Genomic DNA, 18,873 nt, shown 5'->3' on the forward strand with positions numbered 1-18,873 from the left:
CTTACTGACTTGCCTGTTGAAAGGGAGCTGTGGTGGGTTCCTTTCAAGGTTGTATGCTGGGTTCATATAAATGATAAACTGTCGAAAAGGTATCACTAAAAGCTATACATTGCGACAGTCTTTCCTCCATTATAGTCATCGTTTCTTCAAGAGTCATTTGCCAAAAATCAAGATGATTGATTGCTAGGATGAGGCTACGAATGCTTGTATGCAGTGTTAAAAATCTTGAGGATAAAGAATCATGTTCAATCGCCGTAATAGCTTCCTCTATTTTCTTTAGACAAAACATCACAGAACATGGGAAATGCTCATCCTGTACTAAATAGCGAATAACCGCAAGTAAATTCGTCTGGCAATGTTTCCGCATATAAGACTCTCTTGCTGCTGTAAGCGCCAATAAAAAGCTACCATCATCCTCTAACAGGGATAGGCCCGACAGCTTCTGTTGTTCCACTATACTTAACGTCATCCGCAACGTTTTTTCTGCTCGTTCAAGCCATTTGCCAACCTGCATGAAATAAAAGGGAAGATCACGATCCATCGTGCTCTCGATTAACCCGGTCTCCATCCATAGAGTTTTTCTTACTTCCTGTAAAAATGCTTGAAGTTCAATAAGTGGGATTGGGCGTTCTCTTGTCAGTATGGCCTGTTGCTTCGTTAAATAAAAGGTATTTTGTATTTCCCATAGCTCAGTTGGTATACTATCACGCGTAACCCGTGCATTTTCTCGTATGGCACGTAATGTAACGTGGAGGGCATTGCCGTTTTTCTCGGAAAAAAGTAGATAGTCAATCAATGGGTTGACACGTATGGCTGAGTAATTCGCTAAATATTCCTCCTTAGAGGCACAAATAGCTAAGACAGCCTCCCAATGATCAAGATAAGCATGTTCTTGCCCCGATTGCTCCAACATATTCAACAGCTGTACCTGTAATATATGTGCATTTGATTGTGTGCGTTCACTATACCGTGCCATCCAGTATAGCGCGTCGGCTACTCGACTTAGCATGCTGCAACTCCTCCTTTAGTATCCACGTATCCTTAGCACCACCGCCTTGTGAGGAATTTACGACAAGTGATCCTTCTTGTAGTGCCACTCGAGATAAACCGCCAGGCAACACGTAATAATCATCACCCTTCGTGACATAAACTCGTAAATCGACATGACAAGGATAAAATCGTCCATTTTGAAAGGCAGGAGCTCTAGACAATTTAATCGTTGGTTGTGCAATATATTGAAATGGCTGCTTGCTAATTTTTTGCTTAAACAAAGCAATTTCTTCCTCACTTGCATGCGGGCCAATCAACATATCATAGCCGCCAGAGGCACTCACATTCTTAATGACTAGCTCTTGAATATGTTCCAGCACCCATGCTCGTTGCTTATCATCTCCTAAATGATAGGTTTTCACATTCGGTAAAATAGGCTCCTCCTGCAAGTAATACCGAATCATCTCTGGTACATAGGCATACATTGCTTTATCATCAGCAACCCCGTTGCCAACAGCATTTAAGATGGCAACATGGCCCGCTTGATAGGCTGCCATTAAATGAGGAACACCCAATAAAGAATCCTCACGAAAGACAACAGGATCTAAAAAATCATCATCAATACGACGATAAATAATATCAATTTGCTGTAGACCATAAATAGTTTTCATATATACTTTCAAATCCTGTACCACTAAATCACGACCCTCTACGAGCTGTATATTTAAATGCTGGGCTAAAAAGACATGATCGTAATAAGCTGAATTGTACATGCCAGCTGTTAGTAGCACAGCTTTAGGCTCTCTCTCTGCTTGCATGGAAGGTGGGCGGTGCACAAGAAGTGCTTTTTTCATATAAGCGATGTGTTTATCAAGTGGTTGGATGGTATGCTTAGAGAAAAATTCAGGATACACTTCCTTCATGACATCACGATTTTCAAAGACATAGGAAATGCCAGAAGGGTTGCGTAAATTATCTTCCAATACATGATAATCACCCTTTTCATCCCGTATTAAATCAATGCCTGCTAAAAATATATGATTCGCAATCGGTACTTGGAAACCCATCATTGTTGCTGTAAAATACGGATTATTTTCAACAAGCTGTCTTGGAATAAAACCGTCTCGAATAATCCTTTGTTGCCCATAAACATCCTGCAAAAATAAATTGAGGGCTTGCACACGCTGTTTGACGCCTGCCTCAATCATGGCCCACTTCGTTTGAGGAATAATAATGGGGACACAATCAAAGGGCATTGTACGCTCAGTTCCATCTTGCGCTCCATAGACGGTAAAGGTAATTCCTTGTCTGAGAAAGCTTGCTTGTGCTTGTCGATACTTTTCTTCAAGTTGCTCCTGAGAAAAAAAGGATAGCTTATGATGAAAAGATTGATAATGAGGCTTCGGCTGATTGCCATCAAACATTTCATCGAAAAACAGACTAGAATCATATAAATTCATCATATGGATCGCCTCCGAATTCAAGTAGTAGTGAAAACATGTTACACTGTGAATAAATACATATAAGGAGCTAACAATCATGACCATCATTAATTTAATGCAAGCTTATGAATTAGATAAACTATCTAAATTAAATTTTTCAGAAGAAGAGATCTTAGGCGCTTTACGTACGGGGGATGTATCAGCTTGGCAAGAACAAGTACCAAACTATGAATTTAATGAGACAATGGCTCTTTATAAAGAAGGGGAACAACAATTCATAGAAGCGTACCATGGCCATTATCGAATCAAGTATGTAACATTGCCAGGCATCCAACGTTTATTGCAACTTCGCTTTCAATTAGAAGAAGGGAAGGATTACCAACTGTTAGAAACAGGTATCCAGCATTTAACGTGTAATGAGGAGACAGTCGCAAGACTTCAGCAAATGTTATCGACAAACTGGTCACTAACAAAACAGGCAGACGGTGCTTATTCAGTTTTTGTAAAATAATACCATTCGTGTTGTGAGACGAATCGACATGGGTAGTGACCCATCTTCTATTTTTTCAAAGCGTCTCATAGGGCAAGCGAATTGCGACTCCTCGTAACTTTGTTTTCAAGTAAATAAACAATACTCAAGCTACCAAGTAGAAGTTACTTGATATTAATCACACCGATATTGCCATAAGACATAGCCCTTTTTGACGGTTTAGTAGAAGGTGGGCAAGACAAGCATTTAAGCTGAATGAAGATGAAGTATACTAGATTTTAATATTCATTTAACGTGAACTTTATGACTATTTTCCTGCAACTGTCACAAAAGATTTAAAAGGAAATCCTCTTTTTTAAAAAAGGGGATTTTTTTATTGCTTAAAAAGAACATTTGTTCTATATCATGAAAAAGGGCATTTTTTTTCAATAAAGTTCCCAAATTTATATTTGGGAACGTTTTTTCGTGGTAAAATAGAGCAAATAGAGGTGATTAGCATGCAAAATACCAAGCAACCGAAATTCATGAAGGATTTTCTAGTTTATTTAACGACCATCAAAGGAAAATCACAGCGCACAAGAAAAGAATATGAATATGACCTAACCTTATTTTTCCGTTTCCATAAAGCAATCCAGGAGGATCTGGATATAGAAAATTTAGTAGCCATTGATATTGCCACTATTACAATAGAAGAAATTCGTGATATTACATTAGAGGATCTTTATTACTTTATGGAGTACTGTGAGGTACAGCGAGGAAATTCTGCTGCTTCGAGGGCACGAAAAGTGGCGACATTAAAATCCTTTTTCAAGTACTTGAAAGGAAAACGTCGACTTATTGAGGAAAATCCAGCAGAAGAATTAGAAACACCAAAAATTGGCCGAAAAAGACCAATTTATATGAATCTTCAAGAGGCTACTCAATTTATTGATGGAATACCAACAAATCAGGCATCACCAAGAAATTACTGTATGATGATGTTTTTCTTAAATTTAGGAATACGTGTGACGGAGCTTTGCCAGCTCAATAAAACATCTATTCAAGGACGTTATTTAACGGTTGTCGGGAAGGGCAATAAGGAGCGTACTGTCTACTTAAACGATAGCTGTTTGCAGGCACTCGCAGATTATGAAAATAGTGGGAAAACGCCTTATAAGGGGGACGGGGATGAGCCTCTTTTCGTCTCACAAAAAGGAACACGCTTTACGCGCCAAACTGTTGCCAAAATCGTGAAACGTATTAATCAACAATCAGGTCTTCAAAAGGAACGACTTACACCACATAAGTTGCGTCATACATCTGCGACTATGATGTATAAAGCAGGTGCAGATATTCGGAGCTTACAGCATATCTTAGGACATTCAAGTGTAGCGACGACTCAAATTTATACGCATATAGAGGACGAGCAGCTACAACATGTTTTAGAAAATAATCCCTTTAATATTGTGCGCGAGAGATGATTTTTACCCCTCTCTGTCGAATATAGTAGTATGCCAAATGAAGGGGGTTAACTTATGATGTTAGTAGCAAAAGAACAATTCGACGCAACAAGGGCGCAATTACTTCAAACGATTCAAAACTTAGACAATACAAGCTTTAATGACAAACCAGATGCACAAAGCTGGAGTGTAGCACAAATCTGTCATCATCTTGTGTTAGTAGAGGAAGCAGCCAAAAAAGCCATTACATGGGGATTACAAGCCCAAGAACAATCATCACCTGCAAGAAAAAATGTTCAGCTTGTTGTTTTGGATAGAACAAAAAAATTTCAAGCACCAACTATTGTGGAGCCAATAGATCAGCCTTTTACCGTTCAGGAGATGCTAGATTTACTAGCCACATCAAGAATGAATTTTCTCGCTTTTTTACAAACAATCGAAGAACCTGAAATTTTAACAAAATATGCTGTGAAGCACCCAGCCTTAGGTACATTGCCACTCGATCAATGGATTGAAATGGTTTATTTACACGAGCAGCGTCATATCGAGCAAATACAAGAAATAATGAAATAAACATATGGTAAGTAAGTATAGAGGGATTTGAGCACACAAGTGTGAGCCAAATTCCTTTTATTGTTATATGTTTTTTCTATCATAACCTCTTGACGTGCTACATAATCTGTTATATATTAAATAAAAATAACAACAACTGTTATAAAACAGTTTTCAAATCAAGGAGGAATTTTTAATGACAAAGTATCGAGACGGCTATGAATTTTATTGTGAAATGTGTGAGCGTTATGGATTAGAGCCAATTTCTTTCCGCTATTATGTATTACAGTTATCACAGCAACAACTGTCTGCTTATAACATGCAAGCAAAACAATTAGGCATTTAAAGGACGTGGTTATGACGGAAGCCGACGTGAATATTTTATGAAAAGCCCAGCCATACTAAATACAATGGTTTGGGCTTTTGTGATTTATAAAAGAAATTTCAGATAATTTATTGACAAGCATTACACTCTGTTATATATTTTTAGAAAATAATAATACTGTTATATAACAAAAATAAAAAAACACATTTAGTAGCAATCATGAAAGGAAGTTAGAAGGGTGACAGATTATCGAGAGGGTTATGAATTTTACCGCCAAGTATGTGAGGAGCACGGACTCGAGCCTATTAATTTTCACTATTATATTTTAAATTTATCGCAAGAGCAGTTACATGCATATAACCAATATGCAAAATCATCAGAAGAGTCAATCGAATATGAGGTTTCTTAACTTGTAAAATACCTTATTACCTCTGTGGGTTCGTAAGGTATTTTTGCTTTCACAAAAAATTTACATAGCTGCATTCTCTTTATCTAGCATAATTGAAATTTGTATTTAATAGATAAATAGCCTAAAGAAAGCACTTTCAATAGTACAAAAGTATCAAAAAACTTTACGATTAGGTAAATTTAGGGTGTTTATAACCGCTATTTTTTGGCTATTTTCTCATAAATCCTCAAATAGGGCTTTAGATGTTTTTGATATTTGGGTTGAATTAACTGCTTTTCTAAGACTATAATATAATTACATAAAAAAGGGCGATATACCACAACTTTATACCTCGCTGTAAGATAAAGCAAAAGTACCAAACCCTTCATATTTTAATGAACGGAGAATGAAAATGATGAATATCACGCCTAATAGCATTAATCAAATGAACTATAGTCTAAAAGAATTACAAGATATCTTTTCCGCCATGAATAGTTCCATCATTGTAGCGATTACCGATCGTACCGGGAAAATTACGTTTGTTAATGATCATTTTTGCAAAATTTCGAAGTATACGCGTGAAGAATTATTAGGTCAAGATCACCGTTTACTTAACTCAGGCTTCCATCCTAAATCTTTCTTTAGAGAGATGTGGAGAACAATAGGTAATGGTGATATGTGGAATGGCGAGGTGTGCAATCGTGCGAAAGATGGCAGTTTATATTGGGTAAAGACAACGATTTTCCCATTCCTTGATGAAAAGGGAAAGCCTTATCAATATATCGCCATTCGCGTCGATATTACAGCGCAAAAGGACATAAAAAAAATTACCCATATTGCCTATCACGATGAATTAACAGGACTGCCAAATCGTCGTAAACTAGAACAGCGTTTAGAAAATGAATTCCATCAATCTCGACGTACAGGAGATAAATTTGCGTTATTTTTCATTGATGTGAATCGATTCAAACACATTAACGACGGGCTTGGTCATATTATCGGCGATATGTTTTTAGTGGAAATGTCGAATCGTCTACGAAATGTTGATTATACATCTAATTCATTCTATCGCCACAATAGTGATGAATTTGTCATGATTTTAAATGACGTCAGTCGCATTGACGAAATGGCCAAAGAAATCATTAATGTCTTCAATGAAAGTTTCATCGTCGATACCTATGAATTTTATGCAAGCATCAGTATCGGCATTAGTATATTCCCAGATCATGCAAACTCTGTAGAAGAATTATTGAAAAATGCGGATATTGCCATGTATGCAGCAAAATCTACGCGTGGAAATCAGTACCGTTTATACCGTGACAATATGGATGAAGCCAACGATAAATGGCTTCTATTAGAAACAAAATTACACCAAGCATTAAAACAGGACCGCTTAGAATTACATTACCAGCCTAAAATTGATTTAAAAACAGATACGGTCATTGGCATGGAAGCCTTGCTACGCTGGTATGATCCTGAATTAGGTCATATTCCACCAGATCGTTTTATTCCATTTGCAGAAGAATGTGGGCTTATTAATGATATCGGTGTTTGGGTATTACATAAAGCCTGTGCTCAAGCTCGTTTTTGGAATGAAGCACATAATTTAACATTGCGCGTAGCCGTCAATATTTCTCCGATTCATATTAGTACAAGTAGCTTTGTGGACATGGTGTGTGAAGTCATTGCAGAAACAGGCATTGACCCACACTTATTAGAAATTGAAATTACGGAAATGAGTATGCTTGATTATACGGAAGATTTAATTGATACCATCAAGCAATTACGGGCATTGGGCATTACGATTTCATTAGACGATTTCGGGACAGGCTATTCATCGTTAAACTACTTAAAAAAATTCCCTGTGGATGTCCTTAAAATTGACCGTGCCTTTGTCCGTGACATTGTGCCTGAAAAATCAGGGATTGCGATGATTTCAGCTATGATTTCCTTAGCACATGCTTTAAATCTTCAAGTAGTTGCTGAAGGTGTCGAGGAAGAAGCTGAATTGAACGTACTTCGTGAGCATGGCTGTGAGTATGTGCAGGGTTATTATTTCAGTAAGCCATTGTCTGTAGATGATTTTACAGATTTAATCGTTAATTCTGTGACAAAATAGACCAGTTATGAATTGCTATTCCTGAATGATTTTGCTAAAGTAGGATAAAGCCAAACAGTTCAGACAATATTCAATTTGATGATGTGGCCAAGTAAGTAAGAATTGTGAGACAGAAAATATAGCAATTGCTGAGAGCTATATCACCGCTTCTTTACTGAACACCTACCACGGAGATGTTATGCAAACATAACCGAGTCGTTTTCGTTACCAAACGTGAGAGGGTTTTAAGTTCTACTTAAAGCTAAATCAAGGTGGTACCACGTCTATCCAGCACAAAGACGTCCTTATTCAGAGGACAGCTTTGTGCTTTTTTCATTCAGCTTGATAGTAACAGCTCGCTGAAACAAGCTAAACGCCCTGGTAGATGGCACTGTTTTTCTTACACCAAGGCAACAATGATTTAACAAAAATTGGAGGAGATCACATGTCAAAACAATTAGAAGATTTTTCGAAATGGTATATTGAGACTATCCAAAAAGCCGATTTAATGGATTATACACCTGTTCGTGGCTGTATTGCCTTTAAACCTGATGGCTATGAGATTTGGGAGCATATTCAAGAGGAAATGGATCGTCGCTTTAAAGAGACAGGGCATCGTAATGCTTATTTCCCAATGCTTATTCCTGAATCTTTCTTCCAAAAAGAAAAGGATCATATCGAAGGATTCTCACCTGAGCTACCTTGGGTAACAGAGGCAGCAGGGGAACAATTAGAAGAACGTCTGGCACTACGTCCAACGTCTGAAACGATGATTGGCCATCTTTACTCCAATTGGATTAAAAGCTACCGTGACCTACCCGTTTTGATTAATCAATGGGCAAACGTCTTCCGTTGGGAAAAGAAAACTCTTCCTTTTATTCGCACATCTGAATTTTTATGGCAAGAAGGACATACAGCGCACGTCGATGAAGAGGATGCTCGTCAAGAAACGATGCAAATGCTTGAAATCTATAAAGAAGTTGTAGAACAAGTACTAGCAATTCCAGTCTATGACGGACAAAAAACACCTTCTGAACGTTTTGCAGGTGCTGTCGATACGTATTCGATTGAGGCGATGATGAAAAATGGCAAGGCTGTGCAAGCTGGTACATCTCATTATTTAGGTACGAAATTTGCAGAAGCCTTTAACATTAAGTATTTAAATAAAGCGAACCAGCATGAGTATGTACACACAACATCTTGGGGTACATCTACGCGCTTAATCGGCTCGGTAATTATGGTGCATGGTGATGAGCAGGGGCTTGTTTTACCTCCTCGCATCGCGCCAACTCAAGTTGTTTTAATTCCAGTGGGACCATGGAAAAAGAACCCTCAAATTATGGAGCATTTAGATGAAATTTTTGTCGCTTTAAAAGCGAAGGGCATTCGCGTACGCCTTGACGATTCGGACCAATCACCAGGCTTTAAGTTCAATGAATGGGAGCTAAAAGGGGTGCCAGTTCGCATTGAATTAGGACCTCGTGATCTTGACAACAATCAAGCTTTACTTAAAGCCCGTGATGAAGAGGAAAAACGAACAATTGATTTAGCTACGATTATCACAGCCATTGAAGAAGAATTAACAACCATGCAAGCGCGCTTACTCGAAAAAGCACGTCAGTTCCGTGAAGCAAACACACATACAATGATTGATTCATTACCACAATTACAACAGCATATTGAAGCAGCCAAAGCAAACGGTACAATTCCTGGCTGGGTACTAGCTGGTTGGTGTGGAGAAGATGCATGCGAGGAAAAAGTGAAGGAAGAAACAAAATATACATCTCGTAATATGCCGTTTAATCCACCAACAACAAAAACAACATGTATTGGCTGTGGAAATGAAGCTAAACATACGGTTTGGTTTGCACAAGCCTATTAATAACGACTACAACAGCCTCCTATTTAATTAGGAGGCTGTTGTTATGAGGTGGTGATCGATTACATCCTTTGCTTTCGGGAAGTAGTCCAATTTTAAGCTTTCGCCATCCCTCATAGTGAGCCATCCATCTGTCTGATCTGCTAAAAAGACTGCCGTTACGCCCCCATTAGGATATTTAAAATAGTCCTGATAACCTGATAATATCGTTAAAAACTGAAGATTGTTTGCATGCAATTCTGTCTTTTCATACAGCTCTCACTTCGCTGTTTCTTCAAGGGTTTCCCCTAGTTCCATTGCTCCTCCAGGTAATCCCCACATTTCGATATCAGCACGAAATTGAAGTAGAACTTCTCTCGTTTGATTTAAGACAATTACTGTAGAACCTACTAAAATAACAGGCATTGTCCCAATTAGTTGTCTTAATTATGGTTACATAATCACTCATAGCGCCCCTCCAACATAGTTAGCCAAATTTTTATTCTACTTATGATAAAATGAAGGGGTGTTATATCTTGAAAATTTCCTGAAGAAATGGGGATATAGCGATTAAAAATGATGCTACTATGACTCAATTTTTTGATAAGGATGCTAACAGACTATTTTTGACAAGGAGATAAGGGAATGACAGATACAACAGGCTGGAAACAGAATGCACAAAATCGTCCATTTATTGCCTCATTTAGTGGTGGAAAGGACAGTACTTTAGCTTTATATAAAGCATCCCAGGTAGGTCAGGCTGTAGGACTGCTTGTGATGCTAGAGGAGGAAGGGAAACGTTCGAGGTCACACGGCATGCCACCTGAGCTTATCCAGGCGCAGGCTGACTCGATCGGATTGCCTGTCTTTACGGCTGCAGCTAGTTGGGCAGACTACGAAAGTGTCTTTATGCACCTTTTAGAAAAGGCAAAACAGCAGGGGGCAGAAGTGTTAGTGACAGGTGACTTAGATATGCCTGCACATGGCTGCTGGCATGATAAGGTCACAAAAAATGCTGGGTTACAGCTAGGCATGCCATTATGGGAAATGGACCATCGCGAAGCAGTCGATGAATTTATTAACTTAGGATTTATCACGATGATTGTCACGGTCAACTTATCCTTAGGCATGACTGAGGATGATTTAGGGCGAATACTTACCCCTGAATATGTATTAGAACTAGAAGCTCGTAAGATTGACCCGTGCGGGGAGGGAGGAGAATTCCATACAACCGTCATTGATGGCCCTCTTTTTCAGCAGCCAATAGCTGTGCGCAAATGTCCAATTATAAGAGATGGAGACTATGCATTTTTACCTTTAGAACGAGCGTAAATCCACAGCCTTTCTTGTGATGATCATGGTTTTTCCTTTTAATGTATATGGTCGTGTGTAATAAAATGATTACAGAGGAAAAATACATTAAATGGGGATGAATTACTATTAGTATTAAGTGCTTTGTCAAATCCTTATCGTTGAAAAATGATTGCCACTCTTCATCAAGAAAAGCAATATGTTAGCTGGCTAGCGCGAGAGTTAGGGAAGCTAAATTGATTAATGGTTATCACGAAATTTCTGAAAGTGGCAAAGCATTGAAAAAATACTGAAACAAGTTGATTAGACAAATGAGCGTTTCTTAAATAAACGATTTCGAGTAATAGAGAAAACAATGAGTCAACATATAGGCTTACTACATACTCTGGTTTTCATGGCTCTCATAATAAATTTAAAGAAATAGATACTAATAAATAATAATGAACGAAAAGTACAAAGGCTCTCACCTCTGTACTTTTTTTGCATTTGGCTGTTTCTTCTTTATAGGTATAGAATCCATCTCATTTTGTCCAAAATAATCATTGACTGGACACTAAATGGTGTCATATAATTAAGACACCATTTAGTGTCCTATTAGAAAGGGTGGTGGTTTTGAATAATAATCATCAAGAGCGTGACGTTTATGTAGCCATTGCTGACCCTACAAGACGAAAGTTGATTCGTTTACTGGCAGAGGTAGATGAGTTACCGCTTCACGAATTAACCGCTCAATTTGACATGGGGCGTACCGCTGTTTCGAAACATTTAGCCATCCTGAAAGATGCAGGTCTTGTCGTTGCTCGCAAGGAAGGTAGAGAGACAAGGTATCGGCTGAATGCGGCCCCGTTGAAAGAAATACAGGATTGGGTATCGTTTTATGAAGGATTTTGGAAAGAAAGAATCGCTAAATTACATCTTTTATTGGAGGAAAAAAAATGAAACCAGATGTATCATTAGATTTTACGTTTACAAGTTCAATCGAGCAGGTTTGGCATGCTTTAACCGATTCAGATACGCTAGCAAAATGGATTTGGAATAATGACTTCCAACCAATCGTTGGGCATAAATTTCAATTTCGTGCTGAACCAAATGAATGGTGGGACGGCATTGTAGACTGTGAGGTACTTGTAGTAGAAGAGCCTCATACATTATCTTACACTTGGACAAGTGCTGGTGAAACAACGACTGTTACATGGACATTAACACAAGATTCAGATGGCACGACTCAGCTTCATCTTGATCAAAGTGGCTTTAGCGAAGAAACAAAAGCTCGTCAAGGGGCAATCGAAGGGGCAACATATGCTTGGACGAATATGAGCACACAGCTTGAAAAAGTACTAGCCTAATACAAATCAAACGATAACAAGGAGAGCGCAATTCCGTAGCAAGAATTGTGTTCTTTCATTTTCACTCAAATTTTTTAATTTTCTAGACATGGAAGGATAACTAAATGAAGATCAATCAACTAATTGCCAACAATATCAACCGTTTAGATGTCGTCTTACCAGAACATCAATCATTGGGTATAGCCGGTTTGTCTGGCTCAGGGAAAACGACATTTTGTCAAACGATTGGGGAAGAATCCAAAAAACGTCTCGTTTCTTTATTACCTAAGGCGGAGTATCAATATTTATTTCCAAACATTATGGAAACGAACTTCAGTGCCATCAAAATGGAGGATATGCCCCTCGTACTTTTTTTAGGAAAATCCTCTATCTCCAGTAACCCACGTTCAACGATTGGTACTCATACGGGTGTTTTTAAAGAAATTCGTAATCGACTGGCGGATGAATTTCAACTTTCTCCAGAAATGTTTTCCTTTAACAATGCATTAGGCTGGTGTCCTGCATGTAAAGGACGTGGCACGACGAAAAATGTAGAATGTAAAAAATGCTCAGGTAAACGCTATAGTCCTGAAGTGGAGCAACATAAAATAGCTTTATGGAATGAATCATACAGTATTTCTGATATTCACAATTTCAGTATCGAAACGATCTATTCCTTATCAAAAGAATTAAATATAAGTGAAGAGAAGCAACATATTCTTCAAAATATTATCCAGATGAATATTGGCTATTTAACATTAAATCGTATTATGGGGACATTGTCGGGCGGAGAATTAACAAGACTTTACTTAGCAGAATTCATGGCTACTAGCGAAAACACGGTCATTATTGTCGACGAAATTTCTGTTGGTCTTGACCATGACACATTACTAAAAATCTTAGAGCAAATCCAACAGTTGGGCACTAAAAACCAAATTTGGCTTATTGATCATTCAGATACGGTGCTAGACACGGCAAATAAGCACCTATTCTTTGGACCAGGGAGTGGGAAATACGGCGGTAAAATCGTGGAAGAATCTCCTCGACCACAGCCTATCTATTCAGAACGAAACCCATCAAAGCCAACATCCTTTTATCAATTCCGAGACTTATATTGCCGCAATATACAAATGGACGAAATAGCCATTCCGCAAAACCGACTTATTACTTTTACTGGGGAGTCTGGCTGTGGGAAATCAACGCTTGTGAATGAGTGTATCGCTAAAGATTTTGTCAAACGCTATCCAAAGGACAAACTAGTGATGGTCGGGCAGGATCGGAATCAGTCCATTACTAGTCGATCAACTGTCGCAACTTTCCTCGATATTAAAAAGAAACTAACCAAATATAGCGAGGACATTGATGCTATTTTCCAACGCTCGATTGAAGACATTATTGATGAACTTCCTCATGAAGATATCGCCCATAAACGTTTAAGCTTACTAATTAAACTAGGGCTAGGCTATTTGACACTGGAAAGAAAAACACAATCGCTGTCGACTGGTGAATTCCAATGTGTGCATTTAGTATCGGAGTTATTTGCGAATTCGCGAAATCCACATACACTGTTTATTTTTGATGAGCCTTCTAAAGGATTATCTCAAAACATTTTAAACCAGTTTATTGATAGTGTAAGGGACATCCTTGAGGATGAAGCTATCTCTATCATCATGATTGAGCATAATACCTATATGTTAGAGAGCTCTGATTTCATTGTAGACTTTGGTAAAAGACAGCAGGAGCCTGTGACACATCTTGAGGTAGTTTGTCATGAGGACTATTATAATCAGGTTAACTATACAAAAACGGCTCCATTACAAATCGCGTCTACGCTCGCATCAAGAAATGGTATTCAATACTTAGAAGACCAACCTATAAGCTATTTTAAAAAGGCTGAAAATATTTATAAAGGTGGCATTTTAAAAAGCCTATCTTCAATGGCACGTCTCATTTACGGTGACTACGAATCCAATAAAATAGCGCCTGTTATTGCGATCGACTTGGAAAGACATTTATATAGTCAGTATAGTTTTCTGTATGAAATGGGTGGTCTGATTAATCATATTGTCGCTGCACACCCAACGAATAAGGATACAAGAAGCTTCGATTTCTATAGCCAAGACAATCATTGTCCAAGCTGTTCAGGGAGATTGGAAATTTCCAAATTCGATTTTGATCTAGTCGTACAAGATAAAAACGTGCCATTTTGGGATGGCTTATTACACCCAGATATTATGGAGGTCTTAAAATACTATCAACATGCGAAGCTGGAATTTCTTTTTGAAGAAATTAAAAATGAACTTGGTCAAGACATTAGTAAAAGTTACAATGCTATGACTGAGGAAGAAAAGCATACATTTTTATATGGGTATTGGGATAAGTCCTTTTATGATAAGGCAACAAAATCTTCGAAGAAATGGGAAGGTTTTAACTTTATCATTGGTCGCTATATCGTCATTTCAAAATCCTTTATTAAGGAGCAAATGAAGGAAACAAGAGAGATGATGCCTTGCCCAATTTGTCATGGCACTGTGCTTAACCACCAGAAAAAATTACAATTTGGGGACACAGATATTCGTGACTTGATTCGTCAACCTCTTGATGTGGTAATAAAAACTGTAGGGAACTTACCACAACTTGAAAAATTGAAAGCCATTGTAGGGGGTGACATGTCACTTCTACAAGATGTCTCCTTATTGCCAAGAGAAATACAAGTAGCGTTGAAAATGCTGGAATTAGAGCTAGCAAGCTTTGTTGGCTATGAAATGGTCCTACAAAATGCACTTCCATTCTGGGACAAAATCCAAGATTATATAAAGAACATCAGCCTAAAAAACCAAGTAACCATCTGTGATTTTGCCAATATTTACGAGACAAGAGAAAATATCATCGACCAGTATTTTACGAATGGAAAATACAAAAAATTAACGTATGTTTATGAAGCATTTGGCTATAAAAAAATTGTCACTCAAATCAATAAAGTAAAAGCTAGTCATAGTTGTCCATTCTGCAAAGGGAAAAAGGTGCTTTCAGAGGATGGATTGCATGATGGGGTCAATAAATTAACCGTTCCATGTGTCAACTGTGGTGCAAGTGGTATAAACGATGAAGGTCGCCAGCAAATTGTTGATGGCATTGATGTGGAAACGTGGCTAACTGGTACTGTCAGTGATGTAGTAATAGAAGGCTCTCATCTTGAGGCAGTTGCCAATATTCCTATTTTCAATCGCATTCGTGAGTTGAATAAACAGGAAATGATGGCGGTTTATCAGTTCTTACAGCATAATAATTAAAGCCAATATGTTAGAAAGCCCATTTGCACTGAGCAGATGGGCTACTTTCATTTGACTAGAATCACACACTAATTTTTCCAAAAACATTCAAATCTGTATCGTCTTTGAGCTTTTCATCGTACTATAGGAATAGCCAGATTGGCAGGAAAAGGGAGGATATTCTTTGGTAAAAAAAGTGCTGTTATTTGGGGATATTGGCATTGATGATACCGTAGCATTAATTTATGCCAGGCTCAATCAGGAAATAGAAATTGTTGGGTTAGTGGCAGACTACGGCAATGTATCGCGAGAAGATGCGGTATCCAATATTTATTATGTCATGAGATTGTTTAACTTCCCTCAAGGGATTCCCGTTATTTTAGGGGCAGAAGTACCTTTAACTGGTGAACAGCCGACTTACTATCCAGAAATACACGGCGAACGGGGATTAGGACCCATTATTCCAAATGATGATCATGAATTAAAAATTGAAAACTTTTTTGAAATCGTCAATATTATAGAAAGATATAAAAATGATGAACTAACAATTGTTAATATTGGGCGATTGACCTCGCTCGCAACGATGTTTATCCTCTACAAAGAGCTTATGAAACATGTCAAGGAATTTTATATTATGGGTGGAGCGTTTTGGGTTCCTGGCAATGTCACAACAGTGGCAGAGGCAAATTTTCATGGTGATCCGTTTGCAGTTAATATCGTGCTTACCTATGCAAAGAATGTCACAATCATTCCCTTGAATGCTACACAAAAGGCGATTGTCACGCCAGGTATGGTAGACTATATTGATTCATTTGGACAAACAAAAATCCTCAAGCCATTAATGGAATACTATACTCGCTTTTATCAAGAACGGGACCCCTCACTTTTAGGGAGCCCTGTGCATGATGCGTTAACGCTGATGGCTATAATGGAGCCTGACATGTTTATATATGAGTCCTATCCCGTAACTGTTGTCGATAAATTAGAAGGCCCTGCAAGAGGGCAAAGCATTGCTGAAACACGGCCTTATGAAAGTATAAACAATGGCGAGAAAAAACATCGTATTGCCTTTGATATCCAATACGAGAAATTTTTCCACCACTTTTTGACGATCATGACAGGGCAACCATTGCAGTAGCTTATTCAAAAACACCGTTCCGTAAAATCACAAAATCAACATGGACATTTACTTTCATATCTTTATACATCTTATGCCATTTTTCTTTAGTGAGTTCAGAATGTCTCACAGAGCTTCGGTATTTTTCACCGAAACCAAAAATATCGGATTCGACTTCCTGACTATGGGCAATCACTCTTGATACTTCCTTCGACAATTTTTTCTCAATCGCTTTTTCTAGTGCCGATACACTTTTTGGGTCACCTTGGTTAATATCTGGGTACACTTCTAATACTCTTGACTTGATTTTGATGTTTAGGTCAAATGTTGGTTTATCCGCATCGATTAATTGTATTTCTCTTTTCGAATGAATCGCATCAAAGGCTACTGTGATTTTGTTGGCTTTTTTTTGAAGGATCTTGGATGGAACATCTTCGTTGTCCAGTATAGTTTCATATAGTCCCACTTTGAATGTGTCTCGAACGATTTTTACGTAAAAGCTATCTTTAACTGGTAGGGTGCTGACCATTTTACTTCCTTTAAAAAGAGCGACACCACTTAACTCCACTAGCTCATCATCTCTTTTTAATATGGGCATAGCTAAATCTTTGCCAATTGAGTAATAATCGTGGGCAATTTGATGAAGCGTGGACGAAATCATATATTCCTGCTTGACGTTTTGTTCGATGAGCCTAAAAATATGCTGCCCAATGTCCTCGATATTTTTGTATTCGTATTTCAGTAATGGTGCTGCTTCGCCTTCCACAACTGCCATAAAGATTCCATTGCTGACACTTGCATTTTCTAGATTTGTATCAAGATAATAACGAAGATCCTCTTTCGCAAGTTCTTCACCGAACAAAATTACCCTCATTTGACCAACCATGATTTTTTTCGAAAGCTTGCGATTGGCTTCCATTCGATTCCCTTTACTTGTATCGTTTTCCGTTGTTAGAACTTCCACATTGCTTTGGAATTCAGGATTTACTTCACGTATGACGGCTGTCGTTGCAATTTTTTCTTCTTTTCCTATATCGTAGCCGACTAAAGTGGTTAATCCTACTTTATCCAAAATATTCGTTTGGGCACATCCATATAAAAAAACAATCGATAGAAGAACCAACCATTTTCCTTTAAGCTTGTTCATTCTTTTTCACCTTCTTTGATGTGAGGTTCTTCTTCAGTAGGGCGATTGGCCATAGCACAAGAGGGTAGACAAAGATCACAAAAAATGCCACTTGTCCAAACACCGTGTTGATTGTATTGATCTGTGTGCGTGTTTGAATAAGTAATGTTCCAATGAAAACAAAGAACGAAAGTATCCAGACAAAAGTCGTTCCACTTATATTGACTAATCGAATTGCTCCCCGATAGGCCGCCCATAAATACAGACAAAGATTAGGTAAAATAATCAACATCCAAAAACAAACGGCTACAAATTCAAAGCGTTCCATGAAAGGGAAGCTAATAAAGCTAAACAATGTCAAAGTTGCCCAAATTGTTTTCAGTAGTTTGCCTTCACTGTAGTAGGTGATAGACACCAGCATGACGGCTAAATAGATGACCGTTGAAGCCAATAACCCTAAATGGACAGGTTTTCTAACATTTTCCTTGTCTTTCACAAAGGGATAAATCACGTTCAAAATTTCAAAGCCAATGATGGTAAAAGTCATCGAATGGGCACCCTTTAAAATCGAGCGAAAGTCGTTTTCTAAAATAGGAAAGAGACTTTCTGCTGAGGAATACTTCAAAGGGAAGGCTAACATCGGCATAATCCATAACGATAGGATGATACTAAAAAAAGACACCCCAACAATTACTCGAAGCCCACCCGTAAAGGCATAAATAATAATGATTAATAACGTAGCAGATAGAAACCATGTCCCAATACTTGGGAAAATCCATGCTTGTATAACTTCTATATAGTTTCGCAAAACGGAAAAGAATGCTACAGAACAATAGATGACATACATAACATTTAAAAAATTGCCAATCCATTTGCCAAAAATATCGATTTGAATTCCATATAAATCATTGGAGCCATAGATCTCTAAAGTTTTAATCATACAAAATGTGACGATATGTGTAGCAATACCAGCCAGTAGAACTGAAATCCATGCATCTTGTCTTGCATCCTGATAGATAATGCGTTGAAATCCCTGTATACCAACCCCAATTTGTGCACCGTGTACCACAAAAAAAAGCAAATAAGCATTGATCATATCTTTAGGGCTAAGTTGTATAGGTTTTGCCATTTATCTCACCT

At 38.0% G+C, this 18,873-nt stretch carries 18 protein-coding genes and 1 other annotated feature; of the genes, 12 read left to right on the top strand and 6 right to left on the bottom strand.

All coding sequences use genetic code 11. The annotated features are described in order from the left end of the window. Positions 1 to 43 precede the first annotated feature (43 nt). Both NV349_RS10885 and NV349_RS10890 read right to left on the bottom strand, forming a co-directional pair. Positions 44 to 1,009: an alpha-E domain-containing protein gene (locus tag NV349_RS10885; protein ID WP_271913414.1), complete on the bottom strand. Its 966-nt coding sequence runs from the start codon at positions 1,007 to 1,009 to the stop codon at positions 44 to 46. Further along, the gene (locus tag NV349_RS10890) at positions 963 to 2,453 is read right to left on the bottom strand and encodes a circularly permuted type 2 ATP-grasp protein (protein ID WP_271913415.1); all 1,491 of its coding nucleotides are present in this window, start codon (positions 2,451 to 2,453) and stop codon (positions 963 to 965) included. The genes NV349_RS10885 and NV349_RS10890 overlap by 47 nt, the downstream gene beginning before the upstream one ends. Positions 2,454 to 2,529: 76 nt before the next feature. Here NV349_RS10890 and NV349_RS10895 point away from each other — a divergent pair, with 76 nt between their 5' ends. From NV349_RS10895 to proS, 7 genes are all read left to right on the top strand, one after another. Next, positions 2,530 to 2,943: a hypothetical protein gene (locus NV349_RS10895; RefSeq protein ID WP_271913417.1), complete on the top strand. Its 414-nt coding sequence runs from the start codon at positions 2,530 to 2,532 to the stop codon at positions 2,941 to 2,943. A gap of 476 nt (positions 2,944 to 3,419) precedes the next feature. Continuing rightward, positions 3,420 to 4,382, top strand: a complete 963-nt coding sequence (locus NV349_RS10900) for a tyrosine recombinase XerC (RefSeq protein ID WP_036126422.1) — start codon at positions 3,420 to 3,422, stop codon at positions 4,380 to 4,382. A gap of 54 nt (positions 4,383 to 4,436) precedes the next feature. Continuing rightward, positions 4,437 to 4,934, top strand: a complete 498-nt coding sequence (locus tag NV349_RS10905; protein WP_369802772.1) for a DinB family protein — start codon at positions 4,437 to 4,439, stop codon at positions 4,932 to 4,934. A 175-nt stretch (positions 4,935 to 5,109) separates the two neighbouring features. Continuing rightward, positions 5,110 to 5,259, top strand: coding sequence for a hypothetical protein (locus NV349_RS10910; RefSeq protein WP_036126419.1), 150 nt, complete (start codon positions 5,110 to 5,112; stop codon positions 5,257 to 5,259). A 217-nt stretch (positions 5,260 to 5,476) separates the two neighbouring features. Further along, complete coding sequence (locus NV349_RS10915; RefSeq protein ID WP_058844418.1) at positions 5,477 to 5,647, top strand: hypothetical protein; 171 nt, start codon at positions 5,477 to 5,479, stop codon at positions 5,645 to 5,647. A 391-nt stretch (positions 5,648 to 6,038) separates the two neighbouring features. Continuing rightward, the gene (locus NV349_RS10920; RefSeq protein WP_271913421.1) at positions 6,039 to 7,745 is read left to right on the top strand and encodes a putative bifunctional diguanylate cyclase/phosphodiesterase; all 1,707 of its coding nucleotides are present in this window, start codon (positions 6,039 to 6,041) and stop codon (positions 7,743 to 7,745) included. Between the two features lie 69 nt (positions 7,746 to 7,814). Next, positions 7,815 to 8,034, top strand: a binding site (T-box leader). 135 nt (positions 8,035 to 8,169) lie between these two features. Further along, complete coding sequence (gene proS / locus NV349_RS10925; protein ID WP_058844416.1) at positions 8,170 to 9,606, top strand: proline--tRNA ligase; 1,437 nt, start codon at positions 8,170 to 8,172, stop codon at positions 9,604 to 9,606. 27 nt (positions 9,607 to 9,633) lie between these two features. Here proS and NV349_RS10930 read toward each other — a convergent pair whose 3' ends face one another. Both NV349_RS10930 and NV349_RS10935 read right to left on the bottom strand, forming a co-directional pair. Next, a complete protein-coding gene (locus NV349_RS10930; protein WP_271913423.1) occupies positions 9,634 to 9,840 on the bottom strand; it encodes an NUDIX hydrolase in 207 nt (68 codons plus the stop codon). Between the two features lie 21 nt (positions 9,841 to 9,861). Then, positions 9,862 to 10,008, bottom strand: a complete 147-nt coding sequence (locus tag NV349_RS10935) for an NUDIX domain-containing protein (RefSeq protein ID WP_257982898.1) — start codon at positions 10,006 to 10,008, stop codon at positions 9,862 to 9,864. Positions 10,009 to 10,227: 219 nt separating this feature from the next. Between NV349_RS10935 and NV349_RS10940 the strand changes: the two genes are divergently transcribed. The 5 genes from NV349_RS10940 (at position 10,228) to NV349_RS10960 (ending at position 16,628) form a co-directional block, all read left to right on the top strand. Further along, positions 10,228 to 10,914, top strand: coding sequence for a Dph6-related ATP pyrophosphatase (locus tag NV349_RS10940; protein ID WP_101966646.1), 687 nt, complete (start codon positions 10,228 to 10,230; stop codon positions 10,912 to 10,914). Between the two features lie 591 nt (positions 10,915 to 11,505). Next, positions 11,506 to 11,832, top strand: a complete 327-nt coding sequence (locus NV349_RS10945) for an ArsR/SmtB family transcription factor (protein WP_101966647.1) — start codon at positions 11,506 to 11,508, stop codon at positions 11,830 to 11,832. Beyond that, a complete protein-coding gene (locus NV349_RS10950) occupies positions 11,829 to 12,239 on the top strand; it encodes an SRPBCC family protein (RefSeq protein WP_036126406.1) in 411 nt (136 codons plus the stop codon). Before NV349_RS10945 ends, NV349_RS10950 begins: the two co-directional genes overlap by 4 nt. A 104-nt stretch (positions 12,240 to 12,343) precedes the next feature. Further along, positions 12,344 to 15,511, top strand: coding sequence for an ATP-binding cassette domain-containing protein (locus NV349_RS10955; protein WP_271913425.1), 3,168 nt, complete (start codon positions 12,344 to 12,346; stop codon positions 15,509 to 15,511). A gap of 163 nt (positions 15,512 to 15,674) precedes the next feature. After that, complete coding sequence (locus NV349_RS10960; RefSeq protein ID WP_058844414.1) at positions 15,675 to 16,628, top strand: nucleoside hydrolase; 954 nt, start codon at positions 15,675 to 15,677, stop codon at positions 16,626 to 16,628. A 1-nt stretch (position 16,629) separates the two neighbouring features. Here the strand turns inward: NV349_RS10960 and NV349_RS10965 are convergent, their stop codons facing one another. Together NV349_RS10965 and NV349_RS10970 are read right to left on the bottom strand one after the other, a co-directional pair. Further along, positions 16,630 to 17,754 carry a Ger(x)C family spore germination protein gene (locus tag NV349_RS10965; protein WP_271913426.1) on the bottom strand — a complete coding sequence of 375 codons (1,125 nt, stop codon included), beginning with the start codon at positions 17,752 to 17,754 and terminating at the stop codon, positions 16,630 to 16,632. Next, positions 17,741 to 18,862: a GerAB/ArcD/ProY family transporter gene (locus NV349_RS10970; RefSeq protein ID WP_036126393.1), complete on the bottom strand. Its 1,122-nt coding sequence runs from the start codon at positions 18,860 to 18,862 to the stop codon at positions 17,741 to 17,743. The genes NV349_RS10965 and NV349_RS10970 overlap by 14 nt, the downstream gene beginning before the upstream one ends. Positions 18,863 to 18,873: the final 11 nt, after the last annotated feature.

The organism is Lysinibacillus sp. OF-1 (genome assembly GCF_028356935.1).
Lineage (GTDB): Bacteria > Bacillota > Bacilli > Bacillales_A > Planococcaceae > Lysinibacillus > Lysinibacillus fusiformis_D.